This is a genomic window from Brucella anthropi (assembly GCF_046630315.1).
Taxonomy (GTDB): domain Bacteria; phylum Pseudomonadota; class Alphaproteobacteria; order Rhizobiales; family Rhizobiaceae; genus Brucella; species Brucella anthropi_A.
Map to the genome: position 1 here is coordinate 1 of NZ_LQBD01000015.1, position 20148 is coordinate 20148.

Genomic DNA, 20148 nt, shown 5'->3' on the forward strand with positions numbered 1-20148 from the left:
TAGCCGCGCTCGGTAATCTGCGCGACAGCATCGCGCTTGAACTCGTCACTGAAATTGCCAGACCCCATCATGGCCTCCTTGCCTCAAAAATAGGGAAGAAAGCGTCCACAAATCTAGGGGCTATTCACATCTCCCCGCCTATTCGTTAAAATGCAGTGGAGATACTACGCCCTGAGACAGGAATTGCAGAGTCTCGCATTGACGACAATATGCTCCGGAAAGCCATACGGCCAAATCTCGCGAATATTCAGCGGCTGATGATCTATTGAAACAGAAGAAATGGCTGGGGCGCCTGGATTCGAACCAGGGAATGGCGGTACCAAAAACCGCTGCCTTACCGCTTGGCTACGCCCCAACAAATCACACCGAAGCAATCGGTTGCGCGGCCTTATAGCCGCTTCGAAACCCAAGTGCAATCGCCTAATACCGAAATCCTGCCCAAGCTGACAGGCCCTGTGAAGAACCTTTTCAACCCCATATCGCCACCGTCCCAGCAACAAAACAAAAGCGTCGATTTGCGTCCAGCCCCAAAGCTGCTACTTCCTACCAACGAGTGTATTTCCGTCGGTATTCGCCATGCTGTTCTTGTTGATTTCGTTTCTCGTCAGTGCCGCCCTCTGCGGTCTTGGTCTCTATCTGCTGAACCGGCTGTTGCCCGCACAGTTTCTGGCGGCACGGATGAGTTCGCGCTCCAACCATACAACCGTCGCGCGGCAGATCGGCGGCCTGGCGCTTATCCCCGCCATCATCGTGACCTTGCTCATCTTTGCGCCGGATCTGGAGGTGAACGCGCATCTGGCGCTTTGCCTTTCAGGAGCTTCGCTGCTGCTCTGGATCGTCGGCGGTCTGGACGATCGCTATGAGCTTTCGGAAATCATCAGGCTGGGATCGCAGTTCATTGCTGCCGGGCTGGTCGTCTACGGTCTGGGACCGGACTTCCGGCTGTTGCCCGGCCTCCTGCCCCACTGGCTGGAAGCGGCTCTCATTGTTCTGGCGCTGGTGGTTGCGATCAATGTCACCAATTTCATGGACGGTCTCGATCTCATGACCGCCGCGGGCATCGGGATTCCACTCGCCGGCATCGGTCTTCTGGCCGCCCTTGGTCTTGCGGGGCTGCAAAGCGGCGGCATTGGCATCATCGCGGCAGGCGGGATTGTGGGTTTTGCCATCTTCAACCGTCCACCGGCCACGATTTTTCTGGGCGATTCCGGCAGCTTGCCGCTCGGCCTGATTGCCGGCACCGCACTAATCCTGCTTGCACGAGAAACGCACATTGCCGTCGCGCTGATCCTGCCGCTTTATTATGTTCTCGATGCGGGAACGACCATCGTGATGCGGCTTGGCCAGGGCGAGAATATCCTGAAAGCGCATTCCAAGCACGCTTATCAGACGGCCAAGCGTTCAGGCTGGAGCGTCTTGAAGGTCGTCGGCCATGTGGCGTTCCTGAATCTCATCCTCATCGCCTGCGCCGTCGCATTGCTGGCGCTTGACCACACGATCACCCAGATCGCCTTCCTGCTGGTCGCCATTGTCGCGACGCTGGTTCTGCTGCTGGATTTCCGGGGACGCTTCAGGAAGCTATAACGTCGAACAACACCTTGCGGACCGCAGCCACGTCGCCGCTTTCCATGGCAGCGCGCAGTGCCTCGAGGCTCGCCGGAACATCGATCGCAGCCTTGCTGCCTTGCGGCGCGCGCATGATTTTCGGATGGCGCGTCGGTTCTGCCAGCGAAGGATCGTAGAAGAGTTCTTCATACATCTTCTCGCCTTCGCGAATCCCTGTCGTCTCAATGGCAATATCGCCATGCGGATTCTCATCATTCCGGACGGTCAGCCCGGCCAGAAGAATCATGTTTTCCGCCAGATCGCGGATTTTCACCGGCTCGCCCATTTCCAGCAGGACAGTGTCGCCGGATTCGGCGATGGCGCCCGATTGCACGATAAGCTCGGCCGCTTCCTTGATCGACATGAAATAGCGGGTCATGTCTTCATGGGTCAGCGTAACCGGGCCGCCATTGGCGATCTGTTCGCGAAAAAGCGGAACCACGGACCCGTTCGATCCCAGAACATTGCCGAAACGGACGGAATAGAATGCCTTTTTCTTCCCTGACTGTTCAGCCAGCTTGCCGCAATAATAAATGACGAGTTCAGCCCAGCGCTTGGTTGCCCCCATCACATTTGTCGGCCGCACGGCCTTGTCCGACGAGATGAGCACCATGCGTTCGACATCGGTGTCGAGAGCCGCTTCAGCCACTTCAAGCGTGCCGAAAACATTGTTGAAGATGCCGATCAGCGGGTTTTTCTCGACAAGCGGCACGTGTTTATACGCCGCGCAATGATAGACCGTGTCGACATGATGGTCGCGAATGGTTTTTTCCACGCAGGCCCGGTCACGCACCGAACCCAGGATCGGCACGATCTCGCAATTGGCGATCTGCCTCAATTGCCTGTCGATCGTGTACAGCGCAAACTCGCTCGACTCGAACAGCACGATGCAGGCGGGGTTCCACTGCGAAATGGTGCGGCAAAGCTGACTGCCGATGGAGCCGCCCGCTCCTGTTATCATGATGCGCCGCCCTTCGACAACTTCCCGCAGCAAGGCGACATCCGGCGGCACGGGTGAACGCCCGAGCAGATCGTCAATCTCGACATTGCGGAGCGAACTGACCAGATATTTGCCAGCCGTCAGATCGGCGATCGGCGGAAGAATACGCGTATTGACCGGAAGGCGTCCGAGCAGCCGCGCAAAATCCTGACGCTTTTTCTGGTCGAGCGTCGGTTCGGACACGACCACCTGCTTGATTCCGTAATTGTCGATCAGGGCAGGAATGTCCTCCACCCCATAGACGCGCAATCCGCTGATATCCATGCCGTTGAGCTGGCCATCGGGATCGATGAAGCCGACGATCAATGTATCGCTATGGCTGCGGAGCGCGGTGGCCAGCTGGCGGGCGGGCTCGCCCACGCCGATAATCAGCGCCGAGCTTGAATAATGCTTGTCCGATTCAGCACTGCGCAGAAGCCACTTCGCTCCAAAGCGGCTGGCGGAAATGAAAACCGTGCTCAAAAGCCAGTAGAGAAGCGGGACGGAACGCGGCAGACCGGCGCCGCCGTTGAGTTCCATCAGGAACACAAGCGCCACCCAGAACAGCGCGGCAATGGCGGTGGCCTGAAAAATCGGCCAGATCGAGCGTTCGGCCAGATAGCGGATAATGGCGCGGTAAAGTCCAAACCGGACAAAAACCGGGATCGCCAGAACCGGCGCGATGAAGATCAGAAATATTTGTCCTTCGTTCGGTACAAAAACGAAGCCGAGACGCATGACAAAGGCCAGATAGGCACTCAGCAACAGCAGAATACAGTCGCTCAGCATCAGAATGATCTGTTTGCTGGCGCGCGGCAAAAGCGCCAATCTCTGCCATGGATATTTCAAACTCATACGCGTTTTATCCCGCTCTCACTCAGAGAGAAATACCGGAAAGATTCCAGCACCATAAGGCTCATCAAACGACTATCAAGGACTGAAACCCAGTCAACGTCTCCGCAACATGTGTATCTGTTCTGGCTGCGAAGCGCTCCAATTTCTCGCCACCGTTACCATGAGTCCTCTGGCCAAACTATATGAATTGCCGTTTCAAGCGCTTAACAAACATGTTTTGGCGAAATTGCGGCCTATATGTTCTTGTCCGGCAATTGTGCGGACCAGTCCGCCGCACCTTTTTGTCAGGCGATGACAATGCCGCTGCGAACACTGCGCCAGTTCGTTCCATCCGAACAGGCCATTTCCGCACCCGATGGCGCATCGGTGACGAATACGATTGCGCCCGCCCCCTGGCTCCCGGCAGGGGGAAGCGATGCAACCGCATAGGATGCCGGACGGATCGGGCCGTCGACATCGAGCCGGGTCTGCGGCCAGATCGAACCGACGGCGACATTGCCGGTCGCGTGATCGATCCTGATCGCCTCGCGCCATTGTCCGCTGTCGCTGCTTACCTTCACGCTGAAATCATTGCTGCCATTCAGCCCCATTTCAGCAAAGCCCGTCCAGTTCGTCTGGTACAGAAGGCTTGCCGTATCGCCAGCCGCCTGCTTGTTCACCTTCACCTGATGCCCTGCCCCGGCATTGTTGAACAGGCTGGCATCCGACGAGATTGCAAGCCGGTTGACCGCATCCGCCGTGGCATGAACGCCCAGCATGGACAGGGACAGGTTTTCGGGCACCGATGAAACAGCCTTCCAGAGAGCGCCATCGTAAACGAGCAGCCGCGCTTCGTCCTCGACATAGGCCTGCCAGCCGATAGCAGGCACGACAAACAGCCAGCCACCATCGATGAAAGAGGCAATCGCGCCATCTTTTCCCGACCAGCTTCCGGTCGCCGGCGCGGCCACGAGATAGCGCTCTCCTTCGCCGGGCGTTGCGGGCGCCTCGGTCCGGCTTTGCGACTTGACGCTCAGATGCACCACCGCGTCAAGCAAGCGCAGGGCCTCGTTATGGGTGATATGCTTCTGCGCCTGGCTGGGCAGGATATAGGGCAATTTCAGATTTGGGGTTTGGTCCATGAACAACTCCTCGCAATGGATGATGCGAGAAGTCTAGTCCGCGAGCCCCGGAGGGGGATAAGTCCGGTTCAACTGCCCCGATAGGTCGAATAGGACCACGGGCTGACAAGCAGGGGCACATGGTAATGGCCATCGGCATCGGCGATTGAAAACCGGATCGGCACACGATCGAGGAATGGCGGATTGGCCTGATCCGCACCGCGCCCGTCGAAATATTCGGCCACATGAAACTGCAATTCATATGTGCCGGTCCGCATCTCATCCTCCGAAAGCAAAGGCGCGTCGGTGCGTCCGTCGAGATTGGTCACGGTGCGCTTGACAAGCTCGGCCGCGCCGTTTGCGCCGATGCGATAAAGGTCGACGCGCATCGCCGCCGCGGGGCTGCCATGGGCGGTATCGAGAACATGCGTGGAGAGTTTTCCCATAATATCCCTCGGATGAAGCTCAGGCCGGTTTGGTCGTTTCAATGCGGTAAGCGATGTCGGAGAAGAAGAACTCCTCCAGATTGTCCTCCCTGCCGGCCCGATCGACAACCAGAAAATCGGATTTCCGCTCAAGCGCAAGCAGCGGATGGTGCCATATATTGCGCAGATAATTGACGCCCTGATTGCCCTGCGCAAGAAAAACGCGCGGGCGGGCGGGCCTGCCGCCGGAATCTTCCGCGACCACCACGAGAAACGGCCTGCCGTTCAACGGAATGAATGCCTGCGAGCCGAAAGGATGGCGTTCCATCATGACGATGTCGATCGGCGCTTCGAACGACTGCCCCCGGAAGATATTGACGAGAACCCTTGCCTCTGTGCCAGCGGCTTCGACACGCGCGAGATCATGATACCGCTCCGTGGTGCCGTTGTTGATGAGCCGGAGCTCGGCCCCTTCCGTCTCGATGACATCGCCAAAGGGTGCAAAAGCTTCTTTTGTCAGCGGTTCAACCGCCAGCGTTTCGACGTGCAAATCAACCTCCCCGTAAGAACAGATTTCTTGGAGAGACAAAGCTTGGTGATCGCGCATCTGTCAATCGCGAAGCAGTTTCAACCGAAACAAAAAGCCGGGCGGACGGCCCGGCTTTCAGCAAGCGAATTGTCAACAACTCAGCGTTTGACAAGCGACATCATGGCGGGCACACCGCAGGCTGCGAGCGCAAGCTTGACCAGATCTCCGACGATAAAGGCGCCGAAACCGAAGGCGATGGCCTTTTCCAGACCGAAGAGATAGGCCATCCAGCCAGCGCCCATGACAAGAATGACGGCTTCCGCGAGCAGCATCGCACCGCCGAGAGCAAGCGGATTGCGCGCCAGCCCCTTGTCGGCGGCGCGTCCGACAATCCAGGCGGCGGCAAGATAGGAAAGAAGGTAGCCGCCCGTCGGGCCGACCATATAGGCAAGGCCGATGCCCTTTTCCGGCGTTCCGGTGAAGACCGGCATGCCGAGCGCGCCTTCCAGCAGATAAAGCGCGACAGTCGCCATGGCGAGCCGCGAGCCGTAAAGCGCTGAAATGGCAAAGAGAGCAAAGGTCTGCATGGTCACATTGAGGTAGACCAGATCGACCTTGATCTTGGCGGAAATGGCAAGAACAGCCGTCCCGATCAACGCAAGCCCGACAAACCAGAAGGCGCGGGCCAATTGTCTGGTCGGCAGATATTCTGCGGCGAGAGAGGCAGTGGCAATGCGAGACTTGGCTCTGTGAGGCATATCCAACTCCACTTTTGACGCGGCGGCAATTCTCCGGAAACTGCCCTCCGACACGATTGTCAGCGCGCGCGACTGTTCACGTTTGCAACCCGACTATATAAGGCCTATGCCGTTTCATCAATCAAACCAAAGAAGAATGGAAGCCGCTTCAATGGCGCTTGTTTTCGACAGCAGTTTCACGCCCCAATATGGGAAGCCGGTTGAACTGGGTAAAGGCATCTTGCGCCTCACCGTCAACAATCCGAGCGCCTTCACCTTTCATGGCACCAACAGCTATATCATCGGCACGGATACGCTGGCGATCATCGATCCCGGCCCGGAGGACGAGGCGCATTACAACGCCCTGATCGCGGCCATTGCCGGGCGCCCGGTCAGCCATGTTTTCGTCAGCCACACGCACCGCGACCATTCCCCTTTGGCGCGGCGCCTGAAGGAGAATCTTGGCGCCCGCACCGTCGCCGAAGGGCCGCATCGCCCTGCCCGCCCCTACTATGCGGGCGAAACGAACATGCTCGAAGCCAGCGCCGATACGGACTTCGTTCCGGATATCGTGCTTAGCGACGGCGATTCAATCGAAGGCGACGGCTGGACGCTGGAAGGAATTCATACGCCCGGCCATGCCGCCAACCACATGGCCTTCGGCCTGAAGAATACGGGCATCCTTTTTTCCGCCGATCATGTCATGGCCTGGGCGACATCCATCGTCGCGCCGCCCGATGGCTCGATGAACGACTATATGATTTCGCTCGAAAAGCTTTTGGCACGCGACGACAGGGTCTATCTGCCGGGCCATGGCGGCGCTGTGACCAAGCCTGCCGCCTTCGTTCGCGGCCTGCGCGCCCATCGCAAGATGCGCGAGCGCGCCATTTTGGAGCGCGTTCTGCAGGGCGACCGGACAATCGGCGACATGGTGAAGGTGATCTATCGCGACACAGATCCGCGCCTGCATGGCGCGGCTGCGCTCTCCGTGCTCGCACATCTGGAAGATCTGGTCGGGCGCGGAGAGGTCACGACCGATGGTCATCCGTCGCTCGACAGTATTTATCTTCCAGCCTGATCATTCCACATCCGCCGGAGCCTTGTTGACCTCACCCTCCAGCGCGCCCAGAAAATCGGTGATGAAGCCCGCATTCTGCCCCATATCGCGCTTGCCATAGCGGGAAAGCGAACGCACATCGACATAAGTTGTTTCGCCCTCATCGAGCAGGCGGATGACGATATCGCTTTCGAGCCCCAGGATGAAACTGTGCGCGGTCACGACAAATCGCGTGGTGTTCTGTTCCGGCGAAGAAGCGTTGCGCGCCAATTCCTGCCATCCGAAAGCCTTGAGAACCGTCTCGACCCCTTGCGCGACGCGGTCGGGCGCCGCTTCATAACGGCGTCCGACCACATCGGGATAGGCGGTCAGCTGGGTCAGCGCATCGCCGCTCACCGTCATCGTCAAGGGGTTCATCCATGGCAGGCGCGGCGGCATGCCGGACGGGAATTGCGGCGGCGTCTCGAAATCCGTGGAGATGTCGTAAAGCGGCGGGGAGAGATACCACAATGCTGTCACCAGCCCGACCGGGAGAAGCACGGCAAAGGCGAACATGCCGCCCCAGAAGGAGCGCGCCCCGCCCTTGTCGCCATTGACCCAGAGATTGCGAAAGCCTTTTGCCGAGCACAGGAGAGCCAGAATGGCGAGAGCGGTGCTCAATCCGGCAACCAGCACCAGATCCGGCGTCTCCAATGTCCAGAAACGATGCAGCACAAACGCCAGCGCAAGCAGCACAAGCGCAAAAAGGCCAAGCCGAAGCGCCCAGACCGCAGAGCGCGACTGACGCCGCTGGTAGCGAAGTTTTCTCATGCAGTCTCCGCGAGCATTTCCCTGTCTTCACGCCGTATGAATAGCAGAGAGATTTTCGCGCGGCAAAACCCCAACATGGAAATTCAAATGTCCCGCCTGTCAGGACGGGACATTTTTCCGCGCAATACCAATCAATAGCGCGCGTCTTTCGGCTTCTTCGTGTTCGGCCAGTCCTTCACCTTGCCCGCGAAATCAGGACGCGGCATGTGGGTGAAATATTCCGATACGTCAATCGCTTCCTGATCGGTCAGAACACCGCCCTGCCCGATGGGCAGATTGTCGTTCTGGGCAGGCGGCATCGCATATTTGACGAACTGCGCCGCCTTGTAGGTGCGCGCCAGCCCCGCGCCGATATTGAAGCTTTCATCGCCCCAGAGCGGCGGGAAGATATAGTCGCCCGCCTGATCCTTCATGCCCTGTCCGCCAGCGCCATGACAGGTCGAACATTGGGCCGCGTAGATTTTTGCACCGTTGACCGGATCGGGAACAAGGCTTTCGTCAATGGGACCGGCATTGCGGATCGCCACTTTCGTCCCCTTTTTCACATCCTGCCGCAGCCAGTCCATATAGGCGACCATCGCCTTCATGTCGGCTCCATCCGGCGGCAGCGGCTTGCCGTTCATCGAACGCTGGAAACAGCCATTGATGCGCATCACCAGATCGACTTCCTTGCCTGCACGCGGCATCACGGCGGGATAGAAGTTGCTGGTATTGATGTAGGAGGCGACATTATCCATCTTGCCCTGCCCCATATGGCAGGAATTGCAGTTCAGGCCGTTGCCGACATTGTCGGGCAGAAGCCGCGCCGTTTCGTTGAGCAGCCGCTTGCCATGCATGATCTCGGATGCGTTCGGCCGGGCGAGAATGTCCCGGTCCGGCGGGATGACATAGGTTCCAACCTGTTTCTTGTCCTTGTCCAGAACCGCATAGGCTTGAGGAGCCGGGGCATCCATCGAGGGCCGCAGGTGATTGAACAGGAAAGCACCGCCCGTTACAGCCACGGCAAGACCCGCACCAAGAACGACAATCGCACTGGTTTTCATTGCTTGTTCTCCGGAACGTAATGGACGGGCTTGTGAGCGATTTCACGCCGCATGCGCGCGATATCCTGCTCTGTTATGGGCGCGCCGTGATTGCCCCAGCCATTGCGGATGAAGTTGAGGATTTCGGCGACCTGCCAGTTGGGAAGACTGGCGAAGCCCGGCATGGTGAAAGCCATCCCGTCCGCCGGCGTATCCGGTGTCCTGCCCCCGGTCAGCGTGACCTGCATGAGCGAGCTTGGATCGTCGGCAAACACAATCGAATTGCCTGCAAGCGCGGGATAGATGCGCGGCGCGCCCTTGCCATCCATGCGGTGGCAGACCGAACATTGCTCGACATAGGACAGGGCGCCCGGCGCACTGAAATCTCCCGCCTTGAGCGCCGCCGTCGTGACGTCTTCCTTCGGCTGCCATTCGCGCGCGCGGCCTTCGCTCGGCGGCAGCGACTTCAGATAGCGGGCAATCGCACGCAGATCATCTTCCGCCAGATATTGGGTCGAGTGCTGCACGACATCGGCCATCGAACCGAACGCCGCCGTGCGATCGGTGCGCCCGGTCTTGAGGAAAGTGACGATCTCGTCTTCGGCCCATGTCGAAAGGCCCGTATCCTGATCGCGCAGGTTCTTCGCATACCAGCCTTCCAAAACCGAGCCGGACAGGAACCTGCCTTTCGGATCGTTCTTCACCGCCTTTTCCTCATAGGCGAGGCCGCGTGGCGTGTGGCACGCGCCGCAATGGCCAAGCCCCTCGACCAGATAGGCCCCGCGGGCGATCACCGGATCGGTATCGCCCGCGATCTCGAACGGACGCGAACTTCCAAAGAGAAGCTGCCAGTAAGCGAGCGGCCAGCGCATATTGGCCGGCCATGGCAGGGTGCTTGGCTGATTGTCCTGTCGTACCGGCTCCACCTTGGACATGAAGAAGGCATAAAGCGCCTTCATGTCCTCATCATTGACGACCGTATAGGACACAAACGGCATTGCCGGATAAAGATGGACATTATCCCGGCGCACGCCCTGCCGCACCGCACGCTCGAAATCGGCATAGCTGTAGCCGCCGATCCCGGTTTCATTGTCCGGCGTGATGTTTGTGGAATAAATCGTGCCGAGCGGCGTCTGCATGCCCAGCCCGCCGGCAAACGCCTTGCCCCCCGGCGCCGTATGACATGCGGCGCAGTCGCCCGCATGAGCAATATATTCGCCCTTTTCGATCAAGGACCTGTCGGTGATATCGACAGCGCTTTCGTGCCTTGCCGTCAGCCAATGGGGGGTTGAAAGCGCAAAGAGCCAGGCTGCGGCAAGCGCGCCTGCGCCGCCGACCGCCGCTTTCCAGATCAGTTTCATGTGCCCTCCGACACCATTCCCTCGTGATGTGGAGACTGTCGGAGATTCGCTCCCAATGAGCATTGAGCGCGATCAAAACCCGGCAGCAGGAATAGTCAGCAATCTATGAAAGTAATAGCTAATATATATTCAGCCTGCCTGATCGATGCGGCAAATCGCAGGGGAAGCAAAGCTTCGCGGCGCGCAATTGGACCGGATTGCGTCACATCAAAACCCGATGCGCCATCCTCATCCAGGCCCGGTATTAGCCTGCAAAGATCACCAGCTTTAAGAATAAGTGAAAAAAAAGCTAGCTAAATCAAATAAAAAGACATTGCAGCAGTCGCTAACAAAAGGCATGATTGCCCAAGGGGGGCTTATATTGCAATCGTCGGAGAGGACGGAATGGATCGCGCCCTTCAAAATGGCAACCAGTCATCGGATGGCACAATAGCGAACGACACGATGACGCTTGAGGCTGTCGAACTGGAGTTCGCACTCGGTGCCATTGACGTGTTGATCGAAGGTTTCGATGCCGCGCTTGCCAAGGCCGCCGAACGGGTCGGCGGCGAAGTTCTCTTCAACATGCCTGCCCTCGACACCAGCGAAGCGCAGCGCATCGGTGCAATCGCCATCGCCGGACAACCGGAAGATCAGGTCATCTTCGTGACCCTGCGCAACGACGGCACGACCCTGTCCGTCGAGCCGCCAACAGGCGAAAATGCCGTTTTCGAAAGTCTTGGCCGCAACTACGCCGCCGTCATGAAGAGCCTTTCCCCGAAGGAAAAGATCAACGACGCCTGAACGATTGGAGCATTTTCGAGCCAAAAGTGTGAAACGGTTTTGCGTAGGATAATGCGACAAAACAAATAGTTAGAGCGGTTCCAGCGGTTCTGTTTAAACGGGAATCGCTCTGGCCTCATCTATTTCGGCGCAGCGGGCTTTGGAGCGCCTGCGTGAAGATTGTGCGGCGCGATCGGGTTGAGCTCCATCGTGGTCTCCACATCCTTCAGACGCACAAATTTCATTCCCTTCGCCTTCAAGGCCAGAACGCCTTTGGCGACCCCCTCGCCCGCTGAACGCGTCGGCTGGTTGATATGCGAGATGATGACATCGCCGTCACGCGCGGCGGCAATGCGACGCTCCACCACCGGCGCCAGCAACGAGGCTCCCTGATCGCCATTGAGCGAATAACCGCCAATCTTGTAGCCCATGCTGATGACAAGCTTTACGGCGTCGGTCGAATAACGGGCCGTCGCATCGCGATACCAGATCGGCTTCGGCATGCCGGCATCGGTGATCGCCTTCGCGCCGCCGTCCACTTCCGCACGCACAGCCTCAAGCGAGCCAGCCGTCGTGATGCCGTACATTTTCGGCTCGTTGGTGATGGCGGGAACATGCATAGCGCCATGATTTTCGATATCGAACAGATCGGCATTGGCCTTCAGAACCGCCATGGCTTCCGGATTCTGCTTTATCCACCGGCCTGTCACGAAAATCGTTGCCGGAATGCGGTTCTGCACCAGCATATCGAGTATTCGATGGTCGGTCTTGCCCATGCAGGCATCCAGCGTCAACGCCACCTGCGGCGCGGCAGCGCCGCCGCGGGTGATATGCAATTGCGGCTCGACGATCTCGATCGTATCGTGCCCGGTCGTGTTCTCCGCGCGCTCCTGCGGCGTGATTTCATAGGCGCTGGCAATGCCGGTCGTGAGAAGAAGGGCGGCTCCTGCCGCGGCAATACAACGAAGCATGACAATATCTTCTTAAAATGACTCAACCAGCGGCAGGTTACGCCGCTGGTTGAGCCAAATTGTGGCGCGCTGTCAGACCTTGCGTATGGCCGACTGTGCCGCCGCAAGACGGGCAATCGGCACGCGGAACGGCGAACAGGAGACATAGTCGAGGCCGGTCTTTTCGCAAAAGGCGATCGAGGCCGGATCACCGCCATGCTCGCCGCAGATGCCGAGCTTCAGTTTCTCGCGGGTCTTGCGCCCACGCTCGGCGGCGATCTCCACCAGTTCACCGACGCCTTCCAGATCGAGCGACACGAACGGGTCCTGTTCGATCACGCCGCGGCTCTGATAGGACGTCAGGAAGGACGACGCGTCATCGCGTGAAATGCCGAATGTCGTTTGCGTCAAATCATTGGTGCCGAACGAGAAGAACTCGGCCGTTTCGGCAATTTCGGCAGCGCGCAAGGCTGCACGCGGCAGTTCGATCATCGTGCCGACCATATAGTCGATCCTGATGCCCGCCTCGGCCATGACTTCCCCGGCAACAGCGTCGATACGCGCCTTCACGAAATCGAGTTCGGCTTTCAGGCCCACCAGCGGCACCATCACTTCCGGCACCACCGGCTCGCCGGTTTTCTTGCCAGCCTCGACGGCGGCTTCGAAAATCGCCCGTGCCTGCATTTCCGCGATTTCCGGATAGGAGACAGCCAGACGGCAGCCGCGATGGCCCAGCATCGGATTGAACTCATGCAGGGCATCGGCACGCTCGCGCAGCTTTGCCGCATCGACACCCATCGAGCGGGCAACTTCCGCGGCCTCCTCGTCCGTATGCGGCAGGAATTCGTGCAATGGCGGGTCGAGCAGGCGGATCGTGACCGGGAGCCCCTTCATGATCTCGAACAGCTCGACGAAATCCGAACGCTGCATCGGCAGAAGCTTCGCCAAAGCCGCGCGTCGGCCTTCCTCATTGTCGGAAAGGATCATCTCGCGCATGGCGACGATGCGGCTTCCCTCGAAGAACATATGTTCGGTACGGCAAAGGCCGATGCCTTCCGCGCCGAAAGAGCGGGCTGTGCGTGCATCGGCAGGCGTTTCGGCATTGGCGCGAACCTTCATCCGGCGGGTACGGTCGGCCCATTCCATCAGCTTGCCGAAATCACCGGAAAGCTCCGGCTGCAGCATGGCGACAGCGCCCTTCAGGACCTGCCCGGTGCCGCCATCCACGGTGACGACATCACCCTTGCTGAAGGTCTGGCCGGCCGCGAGCATCACACCGTTGCGGTAATCGACGCGAAGCGATCCCGCACCGGAAACGCAAGGCTTGCCCATGCCGCGGGCAACGACCGCCGCATGGCTGGTCATGCCGCCGCGCGTCGTCAGAATGCCTTCCGCCGCATGCATGCCGTGAATGTCTTCCGGGCTGGTTTCGATGCGAACGAGAATGACCTTGCGGCCTTCCGACTTTGCCTGTTCGGCATCTTCGGAAGAGAAGACGATTTCACCCGTCGCAGCCCCCGGCGAGGCGGGCAGCCCCTGGCCAATGACCTGACGCTCCGCACGCGGGTCGATGGTCGGATGCAGAAGCTGGTCGAGCGCTGCCGGATCGACGCGCAGAACCGCTTCCTCCTCGGAAATCAGGCCCTCGCCGGCCATTTCCACAGCCATCTTCAACGCGGCCTTTGCGGTGCGCTTGCCCGAACGGGTCTGGAGCATCCACAATTTGCCGCGTTCGATGGTGAATTCGAGGTCCTGCATGTCGCGATAATGCTGCTCCAGCCGGTCGGCGACCTTGAGGAATTCAGCGAAGGCTTCCGGCATCACCTTTTCCAGAGACGGCTTGTCGGAACCGGCTGCAATACGCGCTTCCTCGGTGATGTTCTGCGGCGTGCGGATGCCGGCCACGACGTCTTCACCCTGCGCATTGACAAGGAACTCGCCGTAAAGCTTCTTCTCGCCGGTCGAAGGATTGCGTGTGAACGCAACGCCCGTCGCGGAGGTTTCGCCCATATTGCCGAACACCATGGCCTGGACATTGACCGCCGTGCCCCATGCCGCCGGGATATTGTGCAGGCGGCGATAGGTGATGGCGCGCGCATTCATCCAGCTGGAGAAGACGGCGCCGATGGCGCCCCAGAGCTGCTCGCGCGGGTCCTGCGGGAAAGGCTGGCCGAGTTCTTCCTCGACCTTCGCCTTGTAGGCGGCGATGACATTCTTCCAGTCTTCCGCCGTCAGCGCCGTATCGACCTCGACGCCGAGATCGGCCTTCTTGTCTTCGAGAATTTCTTCGAAGAAACCATGGTCGACACCCAGCACGACATCCGCATACATCTGGATGAACCGGCGGTAGCTGTCATAGGCAAAGCGCTCGTCCCCCGCTTCACGGGCAATGGCCTGCACGGTCTCATCATTGAGGCCGAGGTTCAGCACCGTATCCATCATGCCCGGCATGGACGCTCTGGCGCCTGAGCGCACCGACACCAGAAGCGGCTTTTGCGTATCGCCGAAATTGCGCCCCGTCACGGTCGCGATATGGTCCAAAGCCGCCTGAACCTGCTGGTCCAATTCGGATGGATAGGAGCGGTCATGATCGTAATAATAGGTGCAGACTTCGGTGGTGATGGTAAAGCCGGGCGGCACCGGAAGACCAAGGCTGCTCATCTCAGCCAGGTTTGCTCCCTTGCCGCCGAGAAGATTGCGGTCGCTCGCCGCGCCTTCCGCCTTGCCGTCGCCGAACGTGTACACCCACTTCGCCATCATGGCCTCCCTTGATGCAGGATGGGTTCATGAAAGACTCGCAACAGTTGCAAGCACTTCCAGAACCTGCTTCCCGTTGCTTATGCGATCCGCAAGGCTGCTGCCAACCAAAAAAGACAAGCCGCGACAATAGAATCGATTAGAGGCGATATTACCGGGACAAAGCCACACAACGGATTGACTCCGCGGGCGAGATACAGCAAAAATAAGAACAAACAAGGAACGTATGGGAGTTCGATCATGCGTATCACGGGCAAGCTCGATTAGAGCGGTTCCGGTTTAAATGGAATCGTCGGAACCGCTCTAATTATTTGTTTTGTCGCATTATCCTCACGCATCGAAGCGGGATCAGAAATCAGTCCAGTGGACTGATTTCCCCGCGTAGGCGTTTCACACTTTTGCTGGAAAATGCTCCATCTGGAAATGCCGACGGGCAACGGATCGCTCGATGCGACGAAGAGTTTCTATGCGCGCGCCTTCGGCTGGTCCTTTACCGATTACGGCCCGACCTATTCAGCTTTTTCGGAAGGGTTGGACGGCGGCTTTGATGCCGAAGGACAGGCTGCGGCAAAGCCCCTGCCCGTCCTTTATGCCGAACGGCTGGAAGATGCCCTGGACGCCGTTGCCGATGCGGGCGGCACCATCGTAAAACCCATATTCTCCTTCCCCGGCGGGCGGCGTTTTCATTTCACCGATCCGGCGGGAAACGAACTTGCCGTGTGGAGCGACCGATAAAGACCGCTTGCCGCCGCCGGGTGGATTTCAGTGGCTATGCTCGACGGAAGCGCGATCGACCGTTTCCGTCTGCAAGGTCGTGTGGTGGAGATCGTACTTCTTCTGCAAGACCTGTTCCACGGCGCGACGCACGGTTTCGCCGTCCGCGCCATCCGCCAGCACGATATGCGCGCTCAGGGATTTCCGGTTCTTGGTCAGCGACCAGACGTGCAAATCGTGCAGGCTCGCTACGCCGGGGACCGCCAGGACGGCCTTTTGCAGACCGGCAAGATCAAGCCCGGCCGGAACCCCTTCCAGCAGGATATTGATGCATTCCTTGAGCAGAACCCATGTGCGTGGGAAGACCATGAAGCCGATACCGATCGCGATCAGGGAATCCAGCCACGCCCATCCGGTCAGATAAATGACCACGGCGCCCACGATCACGCCGATGGACCCCAGCATATCCGCCCATACTTCAAGATAGGCGCCCTTGACGTTGAGGCTTTCATCCTTGTGGCCCGTCAAGACCCGCATGGATATCAGATTGACGATCAGGCCGATCACCGCCACCACCATCATGCCGACAGACTGCACATCGGCGGGGCGCGAAAGGCGCTCATAGGCTTCATAAAGAATGTAGAAAGCCACACCCAGCAAAAGAAGCGCATTGACCGTCGCAGCAAGGATTTCAAAGCGGCCATAACCGTAAGTGCGCAGGGTATCGGCGGGCCGTCGGCCCAGATAGATGGCGATCAGGGCAAGCAGAAGCGCAAAACCATCGGTCGCCATGTGCATGGCATCGGATAAAAGCGCCAGGCTCCCGGTGATGAAACTGCCGATAATCTCGACGATCATGTAAAGGCCGGTCAGGCCGAAGGCGATCCATAACCGTGGAAGCGGTGTATCGCCGACATCTCCATGATCGTGATCGCCACTCATGCCGCCCTCCCTGGCAATTGTGTTGTTCAGCCCGCCTCGCGCAGCCGTTCCGCAGTCTGCAAATCCACCGAAACGAGCTGGCTCACACCCTGCTCGCCCATCGTCACGCCGAAGAGACGGTTCATCCGCGCCATGGTGATCGGGTTATGCGTGATCACCACGAAGCGCGTTTCAGTCGACGCCGCCATTTCATCCATCAGGTTGCAATAGCGCTCGACATTGTGGTCATCGAGCGGCGCGTCCACTTCGTCCAGCACGCAGATTGGCGCCGGATTGGTGAGAAACACAGCAAAGATGAGCGCCATGGCTGTCAGCGCCTGCTCGCCACCGGAAAGAAGCGTCATGGTCTGCGGCTTCTTGCCGGGCGGGCGGGCCAGAATTTCCAGCCCGGCTTCCAGCGGATCATCGCTTTCGATCAGTTGCAGTTCCGCCGTGCCGCCGCCAAAAAGATGCGTGAACAGGCGCTGGAACTGCCCATTGACCACATCGAATGCAGCCAGCAGACGCTCGCGTCCTTCGCGATTGAGGCTCTGGATCGCCTGACGCAGCTTCTTGATCGCCTCGATCACATCCTCGCGCTCGGAGACAATGGTATCGAGACGCCCCGACAGTTCCTGCTGCTCTTCATCGGCACGCAGATTGACCGCGCCCAGCCGCTCGCGCTCGATCTTCAGCCGCTCCAGCTGGCGTTCCAGCTGATCCGGGTCCGGCAGGGCTTCATCCGGCTTCAATCCGGTCTGGCGGATCGCCTCATGCGGCGGGCAATTCAGCACTTCGGCAATACGGGCTTCGGCATCCTTGCGCCGCTCTTCCGCCGCCGCGAGGCGTTCTTCGGCGCGCGCCCTCTGTTCACGGCTTGCCGCCAGTTGCTGGATGGCAAGGGTTGCGGCCTTGTCCAGTTCCGCCTGCGCCGCCTCGGCCTCGGCCAGAATGTCGCCCGCCTGTTTGCGCAAAGCATCGGCCTGCGACAATTCATTCAGCAGCGCATGACGGCGGTTTTCGATTTCATCGGGTGCTTCGGCAAGCGCCTCGGCCTCATCTGCCGTTTCCGCACGGCGATCATTCAGCGCGGCGATTTGACGGCCGGCATTTTCGGCGCGGGATTTCCAGTTGCGGCGCTCCAGCGCAATCATGTCCAGTCGGCGCTTGCGCGCATCGGCCTCGCGCCGCAGCCCTTCATAGGCGGCGCGTGCCTCCGCCAGCGCCGTGCGATCCGCCATGACTTCACTGTTCAGCGCGGCAAGGCGTCCGCTTATCGCATCCACATCCGGCATTTCATTGAGCCGGTCTTCAGCTTCCGCGAGGCGAATCTGCGCCTCTTCGAGATTTTCCTCAAGATTGGCCTTGTTGTCTTCAAGACCCGCGCGACGTGTCGCAAGCTGCCCTGCGGCGCGTTCGGCAGCGGCCAGAGCTTCGCGCGCTTCATCAAGCTTGCGCTGGTTGGCGCGCCATTGATCGCGCGCGACACGCTCCTGCTCGACGGCCTCGCGCACGCCTGCTTCGGTGCGCTGCACATCCTGCGCGGCCTGCTCGGCCCGTTTGCGCGCGGCGATTGCTTCCTGTTCGAGTTCCGCCAGCCGGTTTTTTTGCGCCAGACGCTGGGCCGCCGGGGTCGGCGCATCGGCGCTCGCCGTGTAACCGTCCCAGCGCCAGAGTGCGCCCGCCCGGCTCACCAGCCGCTGGCCGGGCCGCAACATGGCTTGCAGGCGTTTGCCGTCGCCATCCGCGACGACACCGACCTGCGCCAGCCTGCGGCGCAATTGCTGCGGCCCTTCCACCAGCCGGTCCAAAGGCGTCGCACCGTCCGGCAGAGCGGGGTCGGCATTGGCAGCAGGGTTATAAGCCCAATAGACCGGCGCTTGTTCATCGCTGGCCGCATCGAGATCTTCGCCAAGCGCGGCACCGAGCGCGATTTCATAGCCCTTCTCGACACGAAGCTCCTCCACCACCGGCGGGAATTGTCCCGTTTCACCGGCATTCAGAATGCGGGCCAGCGTCTGTGCTTCCGTTTCGATGCGGTTCAGTTCGGTGCGTGCTTCGCTCAAAGGCTGGCGGCTGGCTGCTTCCGCCTCGCGGGCATTTGCAACAAGCTCTTCCGCGCTGGCCACCATCTCCTCCGCCGATGCCAGCGCTTCCGCGCAACGGTCGACGACGATGCGTTTTTCCGCCGGGTCGAACAGACCGCCAATCTGTTCCGCGACCGCGGCGATATCGCGCTCAATCGCTTCCATCTGGACGGAAAGACGATCACGGCGGTCACGCGTTTCCTTCAAGGCCCGTTCGACCTGCGCGCGCTCCGCGGCAGCTTCGGCGCGCTCCGCGGTCACACGCGACAGCGCATTCTCGCTGTCCTGCAAACGAATTTCCGCTTCCTCGAACAGTGCGCGCAGTTCCTGATCGCGTTCACCCGATTCCTCGGCAGAAGCGATCAGTTCCTGCTCCTCCTCATCGAGCCGCGCCAGAATATCGGCATTCTCGCGCATCATGTCTTCTTCACGCGCAATGTCGGCGGAAAGCTGCTCAAGACGCTTTATCAGTTCGGCCCGGCGGGCGCGCACACGCTCGCCTTCCTCATCAAGCTGGGTTCTGGCAATGGAAAGTCGCTGCAATGCAGCCGCAGCCTTCGCTTCCGCCTCGCGCAGTTCGGGCAGTTTGTGTGCGCCGACAGCTTGCGCCTTTGCGGCGTTCATCTGCGCCTGCGCCATATCGCCGACAGCCGACGTTGCCTGCGCCAGGGCGCTTTGCGCCTCCCCTTCCTGCATCTTTGCCTGCGACCAGCGCAAATGCAGGAGCGCGGCTTCCGCCCGGCGAATATCCGCGGAAAGGGCCTTGAAGCGGTTCGCTTGACGCGCCTGACGTTTCAGGCTTTCGATCTGGCTGCCCAGTTCGCCCACCACATCGTCCAGACGCTCCAGATTGGTTTCAGCGGCACGCAGGCGCAGTTCCGCTTCATGGCGGCGCGTGTGGAGGCCGGAAATGCCGGCCGCCTCTTCCAGAAGCGCCCGGCGCGCCTGCGGCTTTGCCTGAATGAGTTCGCCGATGCGCCCTTGCCCCACCATGGAAGGCGAACGCGCGCCGGTGGACTGGTCCGCGAAAAGAAGCTGCACATCCTTGGCGCGCGCTTCCTTGCCATTGATGCGGTAGACCGAGCCGGATTCCCGCTCTATGCGGCGCGAAACCTGCAACTCGTCCGCATCATTATAGCTGGCTGGGGCGCTGCGGTCCGAATTGTCGAGAAAGAGCGTGACTTCCGCCGTGTTGCGCGCGGGCCGCGTGGCCGAGCCGGAAAAGATCACATCATCCATGCCGGAGGCGCGCATGTTCTTGTATGAGTTCTCGCCCATCACCCAGCGCAGCGCTTCGACCAGATTGGATTTGCCGCAGCCATTGGGGCCGACCACGCCAGTCAACCCGCCTTCGATGACGAATTCCATCGGTTCGACGAAGGATTTGAAACCGACAAGGCGCAGCTTTGAGAAGCGCATCAGTATGCTCCCCCCGCTGTCAGCGCAGAAACGCAAAAAGCGGGCGCAGGGAAGCGCC

At 59.8% G+C, this 20148-nt stretch carries 16 protein-coding genes and 1 tRNA gene; 4 read left to right on the forward strand and 13 right to left on the reverse strand.

Annotated elements, in window-relative coordinates; genetic code table 11:
* Positions 1–280: 280 nt before the first annotated feature.
* Positions 281–355, reverse strand: a tRNA-Gln gene (locus AVM02_RS10210).
* Between the two features lie 221 nt (positions 356–576).
* On the opposite strand from AVM02_RS10210, the gene AVM02_RS10215 reads away from it, so the two are divergent.
* A complete protein-coding gene (locus tag AVM02_RS10215; protein ID WP_411506860.1) occupies positions 577–1584 on the forward strand; it encodes an MraY family glycosyltransferase in 1008 nt (335 codons plus the stop codon).
* Here AVM02_RS10215 and AVM02_RS10220 read toward each other — a convergent pair.
* The 5 genes from AVM02_RS10220 to AVM02_RS10240 all read right to left on the reverse strand — a co-directional run bounded on the left by AVM02_RS10220 (position 1571) and on the right by AVM02_RS10240 (position 6251).
* The gene (locus tag AVM02_RS10220) at positions 1571–3439 is read right to left on the reverse strand and encodes a polysaccharide biosynthesis protein (protein WP_411506861.1); all 1869 of its coding nucleotides are present in this window, start codon (positions 3437–3439) and stop codon (positions 1571–1573) included. The genes AVM02_RS10215 and AVM02_RS10220 overlap by 14 nt on opposite strands.
* A gap of 284 nt (positions 3440–3723) precedes the next feature.
* A complete protein-coding gene (locus tag AVM02_RS10225) occupies positions 3724–4560 on the reverse strand; it encodes a DUF2793 domain-containing protein (protein ID WP_411506862.1) in 837 nt (278 codons plus the stop codon).
* 68 nt (positions 4561–4628) lie between these two features.
* Positions 4629–4985 (reverse strand): hydroxyisourate hydrolase, encoded by a 357-nt coding sequence (gene uraH / locus AVM02_RS10230; protein WP_411506863.1) that lies wholly within the window; start codon positions 4983–4985, stop codon positions 4629–4631.
* Between the two features lie 19 nt (positions 4986–5004).
* Positions 5005–5514 carry an ureidoglycolate lyase gene (locus tag AVM02_RS10235; protein ID WP_411506864.1) on the reverse strand — a complete coding sequence of 170 codons (510 nt, stop codon included), beginning with the start codon at positions 5512–5514 and terminating at the stop codon, positions 5005–5007.
* 137 nt (positions 5515–5651) lie between these two features.
* Entirely contained in the window at positions 5652–6251 is a 600-nt protein-coding gene (locus AVM02_RS10240; RefSeq protein ID WP_411506865.1) for a biotin transporter BioY, read from the reverse strand.
* A gap of 151 nt (positions 6252–6402) precedes the next feature.
* Between AVM02_RS10240 and AVM02_RS10245 the strand changes: the two genes are divergently transcribed.
* The gene (locus AVM02_RS10245) at positions 6403–7308 is read left to right on the forward strand and encodes an MBL fold metallo-hydrolase (protein WP_411506866.1); all 906 of its coding nucleotides are present in this window, start codon (positions 6403–6405) and stop codon (positions 7306–7308) included.
* Here AVM02_RS10245 and AVM02_RS10250 read toward each other — a convergent pair whose 3' ends face one another.
* The 3 genes from AVM02_RS10250 to AVM02_RS10260 all read right to left on the reverse strand — a co-directional run bounded on the left by AVM02_RS10250 (position 7309) and on the right by AVM02_RS10260 (position 10480).
* Complete coding sequence (locus AVM02_RS10250; RefSeq protein ID WP_411506867.1) at positions 7309–8097, reverse strand: DUF1499 domain-containing protein; 789 nt, start codon at positions 8095–8097, stop codon at positions 7309–7311. It abuts the gene before it with no gap.
* A 131-nt stretch (positions 8098–8228) separates the two neighbouring features.
* Positions 8229–9140: a c-type cytochrome gene (locus tag AVM02_RS10255; RefSeq protein ID WP_411506868.1), complete on the reverse strand. Its 912-nt coding sequence runs from the start codon at positions 9138–9140 to the stop codon at positions 8229–8231.
* Positions 9137–10480: a c-type cytochrome gene (locus tag AVM02_RS10260; protein WP_411506869.1), complete on the reverse strand. Its 1344-nt coding sequence runs from the start codon at positions 10478–10480 to the stop codon at positions 9137–9139. The genes AVM02_RS10255 and AVM02_RS10260 overlap by 4 nt, the downstream gene beginning before the upstream one ends.
* A 384-nt stretch (positions 10481–10864) precedes the next feature.
* On the opposite strand from AVM02_RS10260, the gene AVM02_RS10265 reads away from it, so the two are divergent.
* Positions 10865–11263, forward strand: a complete 399-nt coding sequence (locus AVM02_RS10265; protein ID WP_411506870.1) for a hypothetical protein — start codon at positions 10865–10867, stop codon at positions 11261–11263.
* 119 nt (positions 11264–11382) lie between these two features.
* Here the strand turns inward: AVM02_RS10265 and AVM02_RS10270 are convergent, their stop codons facing one another.
* Positions 11383–12213, reverse strand: a complete 831-nt coding sequence (locus AVM02_RS10270) for a polysaccharide deacetylase family protein (RefSeq protein ID WP_411506871.1) — start codon at positions 12211–12213, stop codon at positions 11383–11385.
* A 72-nt stretch (positions 12214–12285) separates the two neighbouring features.
* Positions 12286–14949, reverse strand: coding sequence for a pyruvate, phosphate dikinase (gene ppdK / locus AVM02_RS10275; RefSeq protein ID WP_411506872.1), 2664 nt, complete (start codon positions 14947–14949; stop codon positions 12286–12288).
* Between the two features lie 408 nt (positions 14950–15357).
* Here ppdK and AVM02_RS10280 point away from each other — a divergent pair, with 408 nt between their 5' ends.
* A complete protein-coding gene (locus AVM02_RS10280) occupies positions 15358–15684 on the forward strand; it encodes a VOC family protein (RefSeq protein WP_411506873.1) in 327 nt (108 codons plus the stop codon).
* Positions 15685–15711: 27 nt separating this feature from the next.
* Here the strand turns inward: AVM02_RS10280 and AVM02_RS10285 are convergent, their stop codons facing one another.
* A complete protein-coding gene (locus AVM02_RS10285; RefSeq protein ID WP_411506874.1) occupies positions 15712–16605 on the reverse strand; it encodes a cation diffusion facilitator family transporter in 894 nt (297 codons plus the stop codon).
* A gap of 26 nt (positions 16606–16631) precedes the next feature.
* Positions 16632–20090 (reverse strand): chromosome segregation protein SMC, encoded by a 3459-nt coding sequence (gene smc, locus AVM02_RS10290; RefSeq protein WP_411506875.1) that lies wholly within the window; start codon positions 20088–20090, stop codon positions 16632–16634.
* Positions 20091–20148 lie beyond the last annotated feature (58 nt).